Annotated in this window: 17 protein-coding genes; all 17 read left to right on the top strand. The window is 51.6% G+C overall.

Translation table 11 applies throughout. The features are described from left to right. The first annotated feature begins 12 nt into the window (after positions 1-12). Entirely contained in the window at positions 13-1305 is a 1293-nt protein-coding gene (gene urtA, locus METMI_RS0102960; RefSeq protein WP_019864734.1) for an urea ABC transporter substrate-binding protein, read from the top strand. A 124-nt stretch (positions 1306-1429) separates the two neighbouring features. Continuing rightward, positions 1430-3076: an urea ABC transporter permease subunit UrtB gene (gene urtB, locus METMI_RS0102955; protein ID WP_019864733.1), complete on the top strand. Its 1647-nt coding sequence runs from the start codon at positions 1430-1432 to the stop codon at positions 3074-3076. 141 nt (positions 3077-3217) lie between these two features. Next, positions 3218-4312, top strand: a complete 1095-nt coding sequence (gene urtC, locus METMI_RS0102950) for an urea ABC transporter permease subunit UrtC (protein WP_019864732.1) — start codon at positions 3218-3220, stop codon at positions 4310-4312. Continuing rightward, positions 4309-5133: an urea ABC transporter ATP-binding protein UrtD gene (gene urtD, locus METMI_RS0102945; RefSeq protein ID WP_019864731.1), complete on the top strand. Its 825-nt coding sequence runs from the start codon at positions 4309-4311 to the stop codon at positions 5131-5133. The genes urtC and urtD overlap by 4 nt, the downstream gene beginning before the upstream one ends. Before the next feature lie 154 nt (positions 5134-5287). Beyond that, positions 5288-6070, top strand: coding sequence for an ABC transporter ATP-binding protein (locus METMI_RS0102940; protein WP_019864730.1), 783 nt, complete (start codon positions 5288-5290; stop codon positions 6068-6070). Between the two features lie 126 nt (positions 6071-6196). Beyond that, positions 6197-6373, top strand: coding sequence for a hypothetical protein (locus METMI_RS27365; protein ID WP_019864729.1), 177 nt, complete (start codon positions 6197-6199; stop codon positions 6371-6373). Continuing rightward, positions 6370-6630, top strand: a complete 261-nt coding sequence (locus METMI_RS0102930; RefSeq protein WP_019864728.1) for a type II toxin-antitoxin system RelE family toxin — start codon at positions 6370-6372, stop codon at positions 6628-6630. The genes METMI_RS27365 and METMI_RS0102930 overlap by 4 nt, the downstream gene beginning before the upstream one ends. Before the next feature lie 53 nt (positions 6631-6683). Continuing rightward, complete coding sequence (locus METMI_RS0102925; RefSeq protein ID WP_019864726.1) at positions 6684-7265, top strand: HupE/UreJ family protein; 582 nt, start codon at positions 6684-6686, stop codon at positions 7263-7265. Between the two features lie 83 nt (positions 7266-7348). Further along, positions 7349-7882, top strand: a complete 534-nt coding sequence (locus tag METMI_RS0102920) for an REP-associated tyrosine transposase (protein WP_029151459.1) — start codon at positions 7349-7351, stop codon at positions 7880-7882. A 53-nt stretch (positions 7883-7935) separates the two neighbouring features. Next, positions 7936-8676, top strand: a complete 741-nt coding sequence (locus tag METMI_RS0102915; RefSeq protein WP_019864723.1) for a hypothetical protein — start codon at positions 7936-7938, stop codon at positions 8674-8676. Between the two features lie 63 nt (positions 8677-8739). Beyond that, the gene (locus METMI_RS27690; RefSeq protein WP_019864420.1) at positions 8740-9186 is read left to right on the top strand and encodes a transposase family protein; all 447 of its coding nucleotides are present in this window, start codon (positions 8740-8742) and stop codon (positions 9184-9186) included. 7 nt (positions 9187-9193) lie between these two features. Next, positions 9194-9577, top strand: coding sequence for an IS5/IS1182 family transposase (locus METMI_RS27685; protein WP_019864421.1), 384 nt, complete (start codon positions 9194-9196; stop codon positions 9575-9577). A gap of 387 nt (positions 9578-9964) precedes the next feature. Beyond that, complete coding sequence (locus METMI_RS0102905) at positions 9965-10822, top strand: urease accessory protein UreD (protein WP_232215170.1); 858 nt, start codon at positions 9965-9967, stop codon at positions 10820-10822. 44 nt (positions 10823-10866) lie between these two features. Then, a complete protein-coding gene (locus METMI_RS27680) occupies positions 10867-11085 on the top strand; it encodes a GDCCVxC domain-containing (seleno)protein (RefSeq protein WP_083930156.1) in 219 nt (72 codons plus the stop codon). A gap of 67 nt (positions 11086-11152) precedes the next feature. Beyond that, positions 11153-11455 (top strand): urease subunit gamma, encoded by a 303-nt coding sequence (ureA, locus tag METMI_RS0102895; protein WP_019864720.1) that lies wholly within the window; start codon positions 11153-11155, stop codon positions 11453-11455. 85 nt (positions 11456-11540) lie between these two features. Further along, positions 11541-11873, top strand: a complete 333-nt coding sequence (locus METMI_RS0102890; RefSeq protein ID WP_019864719.1) for an urease subunit beta — start codon at positions 11541-11543, stop codon at positions 11871-11873. Continuing rightward, the gene (gene ureC, locus METMI_RS0102885; protein ID WP_019864718.1) at positions 11870-13573 is read left to right on the top strand and encodes an urease subunit alpha; all 1704 of its coding nucleotides are present in this window, start codon (positions 11870-11872) and stop codon (positions 13571-13573) included. The genes METMI_RS0102890 and ureC overlap by 4 nt, the downstream gene beginning before the upstream one ends. The last annotated feature ends 5 nt before the right edge of the window (positions 13574-13578 follow it).

The raw sequence follows: 13578 nt of genomic DNA, 5'->3' as shown, positions 1-13578 counted from the left end.
AGGAACAAGAACATGTTTAATAAAATTTCGAAAAAACTGCTGTTAGCCCCCATCGCCGCCGCGGTGATGGCTTTCTTCCCCGTTGCCCACGCCGAAGACACCATCAAAGTCGGCGTGTTGCACTCTTTATCCGGCACAATGGCGATCAGTGAAACCACGCTGAAAGACACCATGCTGATGCTGATAGACGAGCAAAACAAAAAAGGCGGTTTGCTCGGCAAAAAGTTGGAAGCGGTCGTCGTTGACCCCGCGTCCAATTGGCCTTTGTTTGCGGAAAAAGCCCGTGAATTGCTGACTAAAGATAAAGTGTCGGCCATCTTCGGTTGCTGGACTTCGGTTTCCCGCAAATCGGTGCTGCCTGTCATTGAGGAGCTGAACGGCATTCTCTTCTACCCCGTGCAATACGAAGGTGAAGAGTCCTCGAAAAACGTTTTTTACACCGGTGCGGCGCCTAACCAACAAGCCATCCCCGCCGTTGATTATTTGATGAACGATTTGGGTGTCAAACGTTGGGTCTTGGCAGGGACTGACTATGTCTATCCCCGCACCACCAACAAAATCTTGGAAGCCTACCTAAAATCCAAAAAGGTCGCCAAGAAAGACATCATGATCAACTACACGCCGTTCGGCCATTCTGACTGGCAAAGCATCGTCGCCGACATCAAGAAATTCGGCTCTGCGGGTAAGAAAACCGCTGTGGTCTCCACCATCAACGGCGATGCCAACGTGCCGTTCTACAAAGAGTTGGGTAACCAGGGCATTTCGGCGGAAAACATCCCCGTTATCGCCTTCTCAGTCGGTGAAGAGGAATTGTCCGGTATCGACACCAAACCGTTGGTCGGACATTTGGCGGCTTGGAACTATTTCATGAGCGTCGACACCACCAAAAACGCTGCCTTTATCAAAGAATGGCACGACTTTATCAAAAATCCAAAACGCGTCACCAACGACCCGATGGAAGCGCATTACATCGGTTTCAATATGTGGGTGAAAGCGGTCGAAAAAGCCGGTACGACTGACCCTGATGCCGTGCAAAAAGCGATTATCGGTGTCGAGTATCCCAACTTGACGGGCGGCATGTCGAAAATGTTGCCTAACCATCACATCAGCAAACCCGTCCTGATCGGCGAAATCCAAGATGACGGCCAGTTCGTCACTGTGTGGCAAACCAACAAACTGGTCGATGGCGATGCCTGGTCAGATTACCTGCCAGAAAGCAAACCGATCATTGCCGATTGGACGCCCCCTATCAACTGCGGCAACTACAACACCAAGACCAAAAAGTGTTCTGGCCAAAACTATTGATTTGATGAATCGTAGGATGGGCTGACGCAAGGAAGCCCATCAAATGGGGTAAACCAGCGATGGGCTTCGTCGCCCATCCTACATTCTCGGCTTCACATCGCCCGCAACCTGAAAAGGAAATATGATGACCCTCTTCAATCCCACGCGCTGCCAAGCCTTACTCGCGCTGCTGATGCTGGTGTTTTCGCTGGCGGCGCACAGTGATCCACAACCCGCGCCCCAGCCTTGGCTGGACGCCTTGGACACCCTCAAACAAGGCTCCATGCCGGAGCGTGAAAAAGCCATCATGCAGCTTGCCGACATCAAGGATGCGCACAATCTGGCGATCTTGCAAGCCCTGCTCGATAGCAAGCTTTTTATTACCAAGACCGATGCCAGATTGGTGATCGGCACAGACAACCATCAAGGTTTTGACCTCAGCGATGCCGTCAGCGGCGCGTCTTTAGGCGCGGTCGGCCATGATGCCCTGACCAAAATTAACCTCACTAACAAAATGCGCGGCACGCTTAGGAAAATCATCGGCGAATTGGAACTCAGCGCGGATGACCCGAAAGTGCGGTTGGCGGCGGTCAAAGCCATGGCCAAGGAAGCCGACGAAAAAGCCATCAGTTTGCTACGCGAACGTGCCGGACAGGAACAGGACGAAGCCGTCCGAGAAGCGATTAAAGTGGCTTTGCTCTTGCAGGATATGGACAGTGAAGACAAAGCCGTGCGCATCATGGCGATTGAAGGCTTGAAGGCCTACGACAGCCAAGAAGCCGCCAACCGCCTGAACGCGATGCTGGAAAAGGACGAAAACGGGGAATATTCGGAGCCGGACGCCGATGTCCGCAACCTTGCCAAAGCCTCGTTGACCAACATCAATAACCGCCTGCAATTGTACGGCTCGATAGAGACCATATTTTTTGGGCTTAGCCTAGGGGCGGTGCTGGTGTTGTCCGCCATCGGTTTGGCGATCACCTTTGGGGTGATGGGGGTCATCAACATGGCCCACGGCGAGCTGATGATGCTGGGCGCATACACCACTTATGTCATCCAGCAACTGATGCCCAATTATCTGGGCGTGTCGGTCATTATCGCCATCCCCGCCGCGTTTGTGATTTCCGCGCTGGCCGGCATCGCCATCGAACGCGGCATTATCCGCTTCCTCTACGGACGGCCTTTGGAGACTTTATTGGCGACCTTTGGCGTGAGCCTGATCTTGCAACAAAGTGTGCGCTCGATTTTCTCCCCGCTCAACCGCAGCGTCGCCACGCCTGAATGGATGAGCGGCTCCTGGCAAATCAATGATTTTTTGTCACTGACCTGGAACCGCTTTTATATCCTGGTGTTTTGCTTGCTGGTGTTTGTGCTGCTGTTGCAAATCCTCAAACGCACCAGCTTAGGCTTGGAAGTCCGCGCCGTTGCGCAAAACCGCAAAATGGCGAAAGCGATGGGCATACCCACCGCCCGCGTCGATGCCATGACCTTTGGTTTAGGTTCCGGTATCGCCGGGGTCGCGGGCGTGGCCTTAAGCCAAATCACCAATGTCGGCCCGAATTTGGGGCAGGCCTATATCGTCGATTCGTTCATGGTCGTCGTGTTTGGGGGTGTCGGCAACCTGCTCGGTACCTTGGTGGCGGGATTTTCCTTAGGTATCGCCAATAAGTTTTTGGAGCCTTTCGCCGGAGCGGTATTGGCGAAGATCCTGGTGCTGGTGTTCATCATTTTATTTATCCAAAAACGCCCGCGTGGTTTGTTCCCGCAAAAAGGCAGAGCGGCGGATTCTTGACTCGTTCCCAAGCTCCGGCTTGGGAATGCGGGATAAGAAGCTCTAGCTTCCTATAATCCTCGAAGCTAGAGCTTCTGAGACTTGAATTCCCAAGCCGGAGCTTGGGAACGAGAATTAATGAATTGATAAAAGGCTTTAAACATGAAACTCCTGACACTCGCAACCCAAGACAAAACCTGCGCCACGGTGCTGATGGTGCTGGCGGCGGTGACCTTTATCATCCCGCTCTGCAATCTGCTCACACCTGCTGATTCGCCATTGCATTTTTCTGCCTACACGGTCTCGCTGGTCGGCAAATACCTGACTTTTGCGCTATTGGGCATGTCGTTGGATTTAGTTTGGGGATATTGCGGCATTTTGGCTTTAGGCCACGGTGCGTTTTTCGCGCTAGGCGGTTACGCGATGGGCATGTACCTGATGCGCCAAATCGGCACACGCGGTGTGTACGGCGACCCGTTGTTGCCCGATTTCATGGTGTTCCTGAACTGGAAAGAATTGCCTTGGTATTGGTTTGGTTTCGATAACTTTGGCTTTGCCATGCTGATGGTCGTGCTCGCCCCTGGCGCGTTGGCGTTTGTGTTCGGCTGGCTGGCGTTCCGCTCCCGCGTCACCGGCGTGTACCTGTCCATCATCACCCAAGCCCTGACTTACGCGCTGTTGCTGGCGTTTTTCCGCAATGAAATGGGCTTTGGCGGCAACAACGGCCTGACGGATTTCAAGGACATCTTAGGCTTTAACATACAATCCGAAAATGTGCGCTCGGTGCTGTTTTTCCTTTCCGGCTTGGCTTTAATCATCGCGTTCCTGCTCTGCCGTTGGATAACCAACACCAAATTGGGCCGTGTGGTCACCGCCATACGCGACCAGGAATCACGGGTGCGTTTCCTAGGCTACCGCGTGGAAATGTTCAAACTATGGATATTTGTGTTCGCCGCCATGCTGGCCGGGGTTGCCGGGGCTTTGTATGTGCCGCAAGTCGGCATTATCAACCCCAGCGAATTTACCCCGCTCAATTCGCTTGAGATTGTGGTGTGGGTGGCGATGGGGGGGCGCGGCACTTTATATGGCGCGATCATTGGCGCGGTGGTGGTCAATTTCAGCAAAACGGTGCTGACCGGATTGATGCCGGATGCGTGGTTGTTCATTCTGGGCGGCTTGTTCGTGGTCATCACCGTGCTGTTGCCGGATGGCATCGTCGGCCTGATGCGGCGGAACATAAGGAGCAAACAAGCATGAATTCTTTTGCAGAAAACCTGTTTGATGAAGATGATAAAGTCAAAGCCAGCAATGTGGTGGTCGAAGGCAAGGTCGATATCCGCCACGGCCCCATTTTGTATATGGAAGATGTCAGCGTCAGTTTTGACGGGTTTAAGGCATTGAATAAATTGTCTTTATTCATAGATGCAGGGGAGTTGCGCTGCATGATCGGCCCGAATGGCGCAGGCAAAACCACCATGATGGACGTGATTACGGGCAAAACCAAGCCCGATACCGGATCGGTGTTTTTCGGGCAAACTATTGATTTGTTGGAAATGGATGAACCCGCGATTGCCCAAGCGGGCATCTGCCGGAAATTCCAAAAACCTAGCGTCTTTGATGCCTTAAGCGTATTTGAAAACTTGGAATTGGCCTTAAAAACCAACAAAGGCGCGTGGAAGACGCTATTTTTCCGCTTGACAGGCGAACAGCGTGACCGCATTGGTGAAGTGATGGAAACGGTGGGTTTAACGGCTTTGGCGCATTCACGGGCGGGCATCCTGTCGCATGGACAAAAACAATGGCTGGAAATCGGTATGTTATTGATGCAAGAGCCAAAAGTGATGTTGGTTGACGAACCCATTGCCGGTATGACCCATCAGGAAATCGAACGCACCGCCGAATTGCTGTTGTCGTTGCAAGGCGAACGCTCGTTGGTGGTGGTCGAGCATGATATGGAATTCGTCCGCTCCATCGCCCGTAAAGTCACGGTTTTGCACGAAGGCTCGGTGTTGACCGAAGGCACGATGGACGAAGTGCAAAACGACCCGCGCGTCATTCAAGTGTATTTGGGCGGATGATGCAACGCATGCCATTATTCCAGTTAGGCGTAGGTTGGGCTGGACGAAGGGAAGCCCAACAAAATCCACGGCAAATGATGGGCATCCTTACGTCAGCCCATCCTACAGCAACATCGCAACATCATTCCGGCGTGCATCAATCAGGAATATCAAGATGCTAAAAATCAAACAATTGCAACAATACTACGGCGAAAGCCATACCCTCTGGGACTTGGATTTGGACGTGCCGGAAGGCGCGTGTGTCTGCCTTATGGGGCGTAACGGCGTGGGCAAGACCACCTTGCTGAAAGCCATCATGGGCTTGATCCCCGTCAGGGATGGCAGCATCACAATGGACGGCGCACCGCTCGCCGATGGCAAAGCCGAACAACGCGCCACTTTGGGTATCGGTTATGTCCCGCAAGGGCGGGAAATCTTTCCGCTATTGACCGTGGAAGAAAACCTTAAAACGGGTTTACGCGCCGCCAGCAAGCAAGGCATCAAAAAAATCCCCGACCATATTTACGAAATCTTCCCCGTGTTGAAACAAATGCTACGGCGGCGGGGCGGCGATTTGTCCGGCGGCCAGCAACAACAATTGGCGATAGGCCGCGCCTTGGTCTTGAACCCGCGCCTGTTGATCCTAGACGAACCCACCGAAGGCATACAACCCAATATCGTCAGCGAAATTGGCGATGTCATCATCCGCCTCAACCGCTCGCGCGGCACGCCCCTACCCATGCCCAAACCGAATCCCAACGCCTTAGGCGAAGTGCATGAGGCCATCAACAAAATCAACCAGGAATTGGGCGTGACCGTCTTGCTGGTCGAGCAAAAACTGCCTTTCGCCAGAAAAGTCGCAGACCGGTTTTGCATTATGGACAGAGGCCGTAGTGTGGCTACTGGCGAGATGGACGGATTGACCGAAGGCATGGTGAAGCAGTATTTGACGGTTTGATGCGTAAAGCTTTTAACCACGAAGTGCGCGAAGTAAAGCAAGACAAAAACTTCGTGCGCATAGTGTCCTTCATGGTAAATTCATCACCTCAAATGTCGAATTGCTGACCACCGAGGTGAAAGGGCCATGACCATACAACCGCAATACATCACCGATGCCAACGGACAGAAACTCTCCGTTATCTTACCCATTGACGATTATCTGGAACTGCTGGAAGACCTTGAGGATTTGGCAACGATAGCCGAGCGTAAAGACGAAGCCACTTTTTCGCTTGAGGATGTCATAAAAGAACTTCAGTTATGACTGTCTACCGCATTGAATTTAAACAGTCTGCCAAAAAGGAATTAGCGCAGTTGCCGCGTCCGATAGCTGAAAAAATACTGGAACGTATCAAAGCCCTCGCGAATAATCCCAGACCCGATGCTTGCAAAAAACTAAGCGGCTCAACGCATTCTTACCGGATACGCATCAATGATTATCGTGTGGTTTATTCAATCATTGATAAACAGCTGATTGTTCAGGTTATTAAAATAGGCCATCGTAAAGCAGTTTACCGATAACATAGAGTGTTCTAAGTACGCAATGCGTGCTTTTTTATTCAACGAGGATTCTTATGAAAACAAAATCACTTATCTTAACCACCATCTTATCAATGCTAGCCACTCTGCCCGCTTACGCCCATACCGGCATCGGCGCAGTCCACGGCTTGCTGGATGGCGTTGTCCATCCCTTAATCGGCATCGACCACTTGCTGGTCATGCTCGCCGTGGGTCTATGGGCCGCCATGCGTGGCGGCAAATCCTTATGGCTGTTGCCGCTGGCGTTTGTCACCGCAATGGGCGTAGGTGCAGGTTTGTCGATGCTAGGCATCACCATTAACGCCGCAGAAACCTGGGTGGCGGCTTCTGTCATTGCTGCGGGCGTGTTGGTCTGGCGTAACACCCGTATGTCATCCGTTTTGGCGGTGGCTTTGGTGTCCGTTTTTGCCCTAGCCCATGGTTATGTCCATGCTCTGGAATTGACTGATAGTGCCGATGCCTTGGCTTATTCAGCGGGTTTTTTGCTGACTACGGCGGCATTGCATGGTTTGGGGTTGGCAGTTGGCTTATTGGCGGCGGCTAGATTGAGAATGCTTGGGGATGTGTTGGGATTGGTTTGCGCTTTGGTTGGGGTGGGGTTATTAGCAGGGGGTTAGAGAATTGTAGCCGTAGCTGTAGGTCGGGTTAGCGATAGCGTAACCCGACAGATAGATCAAAATCATAACAATCAAAAATAATCATGCGTTATCGCCGAGCTTACATACAAGGCGGCAGCTACTTCTTCACGGTTGTTACCGAAAAGCGCCGAAATATTTTCGTCCATACCGAGAATATCAACCGCCTACGAGCCGCTTTCAGAACCGTCATGAAAAAACGGCCTTTTCAGATAGATGCCGCTGTTGTCTTACCTGACCACCTGCATTTTATTTGGACACTACCTGAACATGACAGTGACTACCCAACCCGCTGGCGATTGATTAAAACCGTATTTACCAAAGATTATCCCGATAAATCTTCTGTAGATAACTTCAATCGCATAAAGAAAAACCAGCAAGACATTTGGCAGCATCGCAGCTGGGAACATTGCCTACGCGATGAAAAGGATTTTCAACAGCATGTGGATTACATCCATTACAACCCCGTAAAACATAGGTTGGTAAAACGTGCTAGTGATTGGCGGTATTCAAGCATTCACCGTTACATTCGGTTGGGGATTTTGGATGAAAATTGGGGTGGTGGGATTGAGTTTGATGAGGGGGTTGGTTATGAATAATTGGGAGGTTGGTGTAGGCTACGGAATTTAATTTGTCAACCTAAGCTAAATATATGAACACAGTATACAGATTTGCAAAGAAATTTTTGATTTCTCAAATCCCTTCACCAAATGCGAAAAAAATTCTCGAAAGCTATCTAACTTTACCGGATGGGAGTGCGGAGCCAGTTGAAATTAATGAGCTTTTTAGGCGACTACTTAGTTCTGCACAAAATACTAATATGAAGGCGAACGTAATCGGCGGATCAATTGACGGCATTGAAAACTTAGGAAAGGCTCTATTTAATTTTGATCCTAAGAAGGTCGATAAAAAATTCGCTAATGATCCAAGTAAACTCCTAAGTCATCTTATTAAGAAACTCAATCCACGGGGCGAAATTCGTGAAACTTCAAGAAGTATTTGGCCTAAGTACTGCCAAACAATAATCTCTGCTTCAGTATTTTTTAATCAATTTGAAGATGGTGACGATTTTTTTGATTGGGCTAATTATCTTTATCAAGATGAACGATCAATGGCTTCGTTACCTATGATTTTAGCGGCTGAAATTGACGGTATTGGTTATCCTCTTGCCTGTGATTTTCTTAAGGAACTAGGGTTTGTGAACTTTGGAAAACCAGATGTTCATATAATAGATATATTTGTTGGAATTGGATTATGTGATGAAAAAGCCAGTCCCTATAAAATTCAAAAAATAATCGCTCAAATGGCAAAAGCGTCTAAAGTTTCTTCTTACAATATAGATAAATTATTTTGGCTAATTGGTAGCGGTAAATTAGACATCTTTCCTAAATAATACAGATTAAATAAACCCCAATAAGGTTAAAATGGGCAACCTTCCTGATGCCGCCCAAAAGCCATGAAAACCTATGCCCAGCTGCCCACCGACAACCCCGAAGAATTCAAACGGCTGGTCGGGCTGTCAAAGGAAAATTTCCAGCATCTCAACGGCAAGCTGTGCGCTTACATCAGCGAACAAAAAAACCTCAGCCCGCTGACACGGCGAGGCCGGAAGGACAGTAAACTGGCAGCGGAAGACCGCCTGCTACTGACACTTTATTACCTCCGCCACTATCCGACCTTGATAAACTTAGGGGCGGTCTTTGGCATCAGCGAGTCGTATTGCCATAAAGTGTATTCGCGCACTGCCAGGCAGTTGGTCAAAATTGAAAGGCTCCCCAAGCGCAAGGCGCTGTTGGAAGACCCTGCCGCCACCTTGGCCGTTGACGTGTCGGAACAGCCCATCGAACGCCCCGTCAAAGGCCAGAAAGCCTTCTACTCAGGAAAAAAAACGCCACACGGTTAAGGCCCAGTTGGTCATCTGCGCGTTGACGCTGGCCATCCTGTCCGTAGTGGTGGGCAAAGGGCGGCAACACGACTTTGCCGTCTTCAAAGGCTGCCGCCTGTTGCTGCACCCTAAAGCCAACCTGTTGGCGGATTCGGGATACCAAGGGATGCACGGCCATCACCGGAATTCGACTTTGCCTATCAAAAAGCAAAAAGGCAAGCCTCTTTCTGCCGAAGACAAAGCCCACAATAAAATCCTTTCAAAACAGCGGGTTTTCATTGAGCATGTCAACCGCCGATGCAAGATTTTCAGGATCGTCAAGGACGTTTATCGGGGAAAACACAAAAACTACTCCCTGACCTGGAATTTGGTGGCTGCATTGGTCAACTTGAGATATGCCTGTATTTAGGAAAGATGTCTATTCTACAAACATCCCGAAATTGGAAATAACGGGAAAATTGGAAGCAAAAAAGATGAGTTTATTGCTGAGTTTAATGAACTATAAAATGTTAATTTAAGCAAAGTAGGTCGGGTTAGCTTATTGAGCGTAGCGAGATAACGTAACCCGACATGCCCGCGGAATGTACATTTTGTCGGGTTACGCTATCGCTAACCCGACCTACAACGTCGTATATCATTATTTAAAATGGCTATGTCACCGTTAGTTGTTGAAAAAATTTTATGTTCGGCGCAAAGCCTTATTTAATGCGGATTGCGGCTTTCGCTCAAAGCCGCGTCATTTAAGGCTTCCACAATTAACGGTGACATAGCCTTTAAAATAAACGGCATTACCCAATTGAAACCTGAAATTCCCGAAGCCTCTGGCATTGCCAATTATGCCACTCCCCAACCCCAAGGCTGGCAAGCCCAACTAGACCTAGGCTTCGAACACCAACACGGCAAAACCGTATTGGCGCACCGTCGCCATCTCGGCCCGTTAACCGTACAACGCCCCTTTTACCCAGAAGGCGAGGTCTGCCATGTGTATGTGTTGCATCCACCAGGCGGTGTCGTGGCGGGCGACTGTTTAGCAATCAACATCAACGTTGCCAGCCACAGCAAGGCGTTGGTGACCACGCCAGCGGCAGGCAAGTTTTACCGTAGCGAAGGCAAACAAGCGCGGCAACGCGTGGTGTTAAGCGTGGCGGCAGCCGCATCACTAGAATGGTTGCCGCAGGAAACCATTGTTTACGAAGGTGCACAAGTCGCGTCAGAGGTACGATTGGATTTGGCGGTGGGGGCGCGGTTTCTCGGTTGGGAAGTGTTGGCATTAGGCCGGCCTGCCGCGCAAGAGGGTTTCACCAGCGGCGAAATCGGTATGAATTGGCGCATCTTCCGTGCGGGCGAATTGTTTTACCGCGAACGCCTGTTGATAGATGCGGGGGCTTTTGCCGCCAACTGGGGTTTGAATGGGCATTCCGCTTGCGGCACCTTGTTCGCCTATCCTGCCAACGCCGCGCAACTGGCGGCAGTGCAAGAACTGATTGGCGATAGTGCAGGGCGGGGCGTGACTTTATTGGATGATCTGCTGATCTGCCGGGCTTTAGATGTCCGCGCCGACCGCTTGCGGGATTTTTTCCAAGACGTTTGGCGGCTGTTGCGGCCTGAGGTGATTGGCCGAGAGGCTTGTGCACCGCGTATTTGGGCGACTTGATTGGTCATGAAAGCCCATCCCTCGACCTAGAAAATAAAGTAAAGATGCCGGCAATAGTTTTGGAATCAACCATCACTTGCCCAGAATGTGGGCATCAAAAATTGGAGACCATGCCAAGCGATGCTTGCCTATGGTTTTATGAATGTGAAGCCTGTCATGTGCTGCTACGCCCCAAGGCAGGTGATTGTTGTGTTTTTTGTTCTTATGCCACTGTGGCATGCCCACCTAGGCAGCAAAGTGGCAAAAATTGCTGTGGCCACTAAGGTTGCGTAGGTTTTATTCGCGGCAGGCCATTGAAATCAGCCCTCTTTTGAATACCGGAAAATCACTATGCAACTGACCGCACACGAAAAAGATAAGCTCCTGATCTTCACCGCCGCCTTACTGGCTGAGCGGCGCAAAGCCCGTGGCCTGAAACTGAATTACCCCGAAGCCGTAGCCTACATCACCGCCGCGATCATGGAAGGCGCGAGGGACGGGCGCACGGTCGCCGAGCTGATGGAATATGGGCGCACCTTGTTAAGCCGTGACGATGTCATGGACGGCATCAGTGAAATGTTGCCGGATGTGCAGATAGAGGCGACCTTTCCTGACGGCACCAAACTGGTGACCGTCCATAACCCCATAGTGTAGGGTGGGCACGCTGTTTGTGCCCACCTTACTACCGATTCTGATAGTGGGCATAAACAGCGTGCCCACCCTACCCAAGGAGCCCCCCATGATCCCCGGAGAAATCATCCCCGCCGCTGGCGAGATTGAATTGAACGCTGGTTGCGAAACCCTCACCTTAATCGTAGCCAACAGCGGCGACCGCCCGATTCAAGTCGGCTCGCATTACCATTTTTATGAAACCAATCCCGCCTTGGCGTTTGATCGTGAAGCCGCCCGTGGCTTTAGATTAGACATCCCCGCAGGCACGGCGGTGCGTTTCGAGCCAGGCCAACAACGGCAAATCCAGCTCGTGCCATTCGGCGGTTTGCGCCGCGTGTATGGCTTTCGCAATGCCGTCATGGGCGATTTGGATGCCACTTCAGCGGAGACAAAACAATGAGCAAAATCAGCAGACAAGCCTACGCCGACATGTTCGGCTCCACCACTGGCGATAAAGTCCGTTTGGGCGATAGCGAATTGTTTTTACAAGTCGAAGCCGACCGCACTATCTACGGCGAAGAAGTCAAATTCGGCGGCGGCAAAGTGATCCGCGACGGCATGGGCCAAAGCCAAGTCGATTCCAAAATCGCGATGGACATGGTGATTACCAACGCCTTGATTATCGACTACTGGGGCATCATCAAAGCCGATGTCGGCGTGAAAAACGGGCGCATCGCCGCAATCGGCAAAGCGGGCAACCCTGACATCCAATCCGGCGTGGACATGATTATCGGCCCCGGCACGGAAATCATCGCGGGCGAGGGCAATATCCTCACCGCAGGCGGCATCGACGCGCACATCCATTTCATCTGCCCGCAACAAATTGAAGAAGCCTTAAATTCTGGCGTAACAACGATGATCGGCGGCGGCACCGGCCCGGCAACGGGTACGAACGCCACCACCTGCACCCCCGGCCCTTGGCACTTGCAACAAATGCTCTCGGCCTTGGATGGTTTTGCTATGAATTTCGGCTTGCTCGGCAAAGGTAACGCCAGCTTGCCAGGCGGATTGGAAGAGCAAATCCAAGCCGGCGCGATGGGCTTAAAACTGCACGAAGACTGGGGCACAACCCCCGCCGCCATAGACTGCTGTCTAAGCGTTGCTGAAAAATACGACGTGCAAGTGGCGATCCACACTGATACCCTCAACGAATCCGGTTTTGTCGAAGATACCATCGCCGCCTTTCAAGGCCGCACCATCCACACTTACCACACCGAAGGCGCGGGTGGCGGTCATGCGCCGGACATCATCAAAGCCTGCGGTTTGCCGAACGTATTGCCGTCGTCCACCAACCCGACGCGTCCTTACACCGTCAACACCGTCGATGAACATCTGGACATGCTGATGGTCTGCCATCACCTCGACCCCAGCATCCCCGAAGATGTCGCCTTCGCCGAATCACGCATCCGCCGCGAAACCATCGCCGCCGAAGACATCCTGCACGACTTGGGTGCGTTCTCGATGATTTCGTCTGACTCGCAAGCCATGGGTCGCGTCGGCGAAGTCATCCTCCGCACCTGGCAAACCGCGCATAAAATGAAAATTCAGCGCGGCGCATTGCCAGAAGATGGCGCGGACAGCGACAACTTCCGCATCAAACGCTACATCGCCAAATACACCATCAACCCCGCGATTAGCCACGGCATCGCCCATGAAGTCGGCTCGATAGAAGTCGGCAAACTCGCCGATTTGGTGCTGTGGAATCCGGCATTTTTCGGCGTAAAACCCAGCCTGATCTTAAAAGGCGGCCTTATCGCCGCCGCCGCGATGGGCGACCCCAACGCCTCCATCCCCACCCCGCAACCCGTGCATTACCGCCCCATGTTCGGCGCGTTCGGTGTCACCGCCGCCGCTACCTCCATGATCTTCCTACCCCAAACGGCGGTAGAAGGCGGCGTGCCTGCCAATTTGGGTTTGCGTAAACGCATCGGCATCGTCAAAAACACCCGTAACATCGGCAAAAAAGATTTAATCCACAACGCCTACCAACCCGTCATGGAAGTTGACCCGCAAACTTATGCGGTACGGGCGGACGGGCAATTGTTGACGTGTGAACCCGTGGCGGTGTTGCCGTTTGCTCAACGGTATTTTTTGTTTTGAGTGGT

The sequence above is a fragment of the Methylovulum miyakonense HT12 genome (assembly GCF_000384075.1).
GTDB lineage: Bacteria > Pseudomonadota > Gammaproteobacteria > Methylococcales > Methylomonadaceae > Methylovulum > Methylovulum miyakonense.
The sequence above is the reverse complement of the archived record's forward strand: the minus strand, read 5'-3'. Positions and strand labels throughout refer to the sequence as shown.

What these genes read in the sequence shown, in the direction of transcription:
- urtA (WP_019864734.1), top strand. Translation starts at nt 13, where the DNA reads ATGTTTAATAAAATTTCGAAAAAACTGCTGTTAGCCCCCATCGCCGCC.
- urtB (WP_019864733.1), top strand. Translation starts at nt 1,430, where the DNA reads ATGACCCTCTTCAATCCCACGCGCTGCCAAGCCTTACTCGCGCTGCTG.
- urtC (WP_019864732.1), top strand. Translation starts at nt 3,218, where the DNA reads ATGAAACTCCTGACACTCGCAACCCAAGACAAAACCTGCGCCACGGTG.
- urtD (WP_019864731.1), top strand. Translation starts at nt 4,309, where the DNA reads ATGAATTCTTTTGCAGAAAACCTGTTTGATGAAGATGATAAAGTCAAA.
- METMI_RS0102940 (WP_019864730.1), top strand. Translation starts at nt 5,288, where the DNA reads ATGCTAAAAATCAAACAATTGCAACAATACTACGGCGAAAGCCATACC.
- METMI_RS27365 (WP_019864729.1), top strand. Translation starts at nt 6,197, where the DNA reads ATGACCATACAACCGCAATACATCACCGATGCCAACGGACAGAAACTC.
- METMI_RS0102930 (WP_019864728.1), top strand. Translation starts at nt 6,370, where the DNA reads ATGACTGTCTACCGCATTGAATTTAAACAGTCTGCCAAAAAGGAATTA.
- METMI_RS0102925 (WP_019864726.1), top strand. Translation starts at nt 6,684, where the DNA reads ATGAAAACAAAATCACTTATCTTAACCACCATCTTATCAATGCTAGCC.
- METMI_RS0102920 (WP_029151459.1), top strand. Translation starts at nt 7,349, where the DNA reads ATGCGTTATCGCCGAGCTTACATACAAGGCGGCAGCTACTTCTTCACG.
- METMI_RS0102915 (WP_019864723.1), top strand. Translation starts at nt 7,936, where the DNA reads ATGAACACAGTATACAGATTTGCAAAGAAATTTTTGATTTCTCAAATC.
- METMI_RS27690 (WP_019864420.1), top strand. Translation starts at nt 8,740, where the DNA reads ATGAAAACCTATGCCCAGCTGCCCACCGACAACCCCGAAGAATTCAAA.
- METMI_RS27680 (WP_083930156.1), top strand. Translation starts at nt 10,867, where the DNA reads ATGCCGGCAATAGTTTTGGAATCAACCATCACTTGCCCAGAATGTGGG.
- ureA (WP_019864720.1), top strand. Translation starts at nt 11,153, where the DNA reads ATGCAACTGACCGCACACGAAAAAGATAAGCTCCTGATCTTCACCGCC.
- METMI_RS0102890 (WP_019864719.1), top strand. Translation starts at nt 11,541, where the DNA reads ATGATCCCCGGAGAAATCATCCCCGCCGCTGGCGAGATTGAATTGAAC.
- ureC (WP_019864718.1), top strand. Translation starts at nt 11,870, where the DNA reads ATGAGCAAAATCAGCAGACAAGCCTACGCCGACATGTTCGGCTCCACC.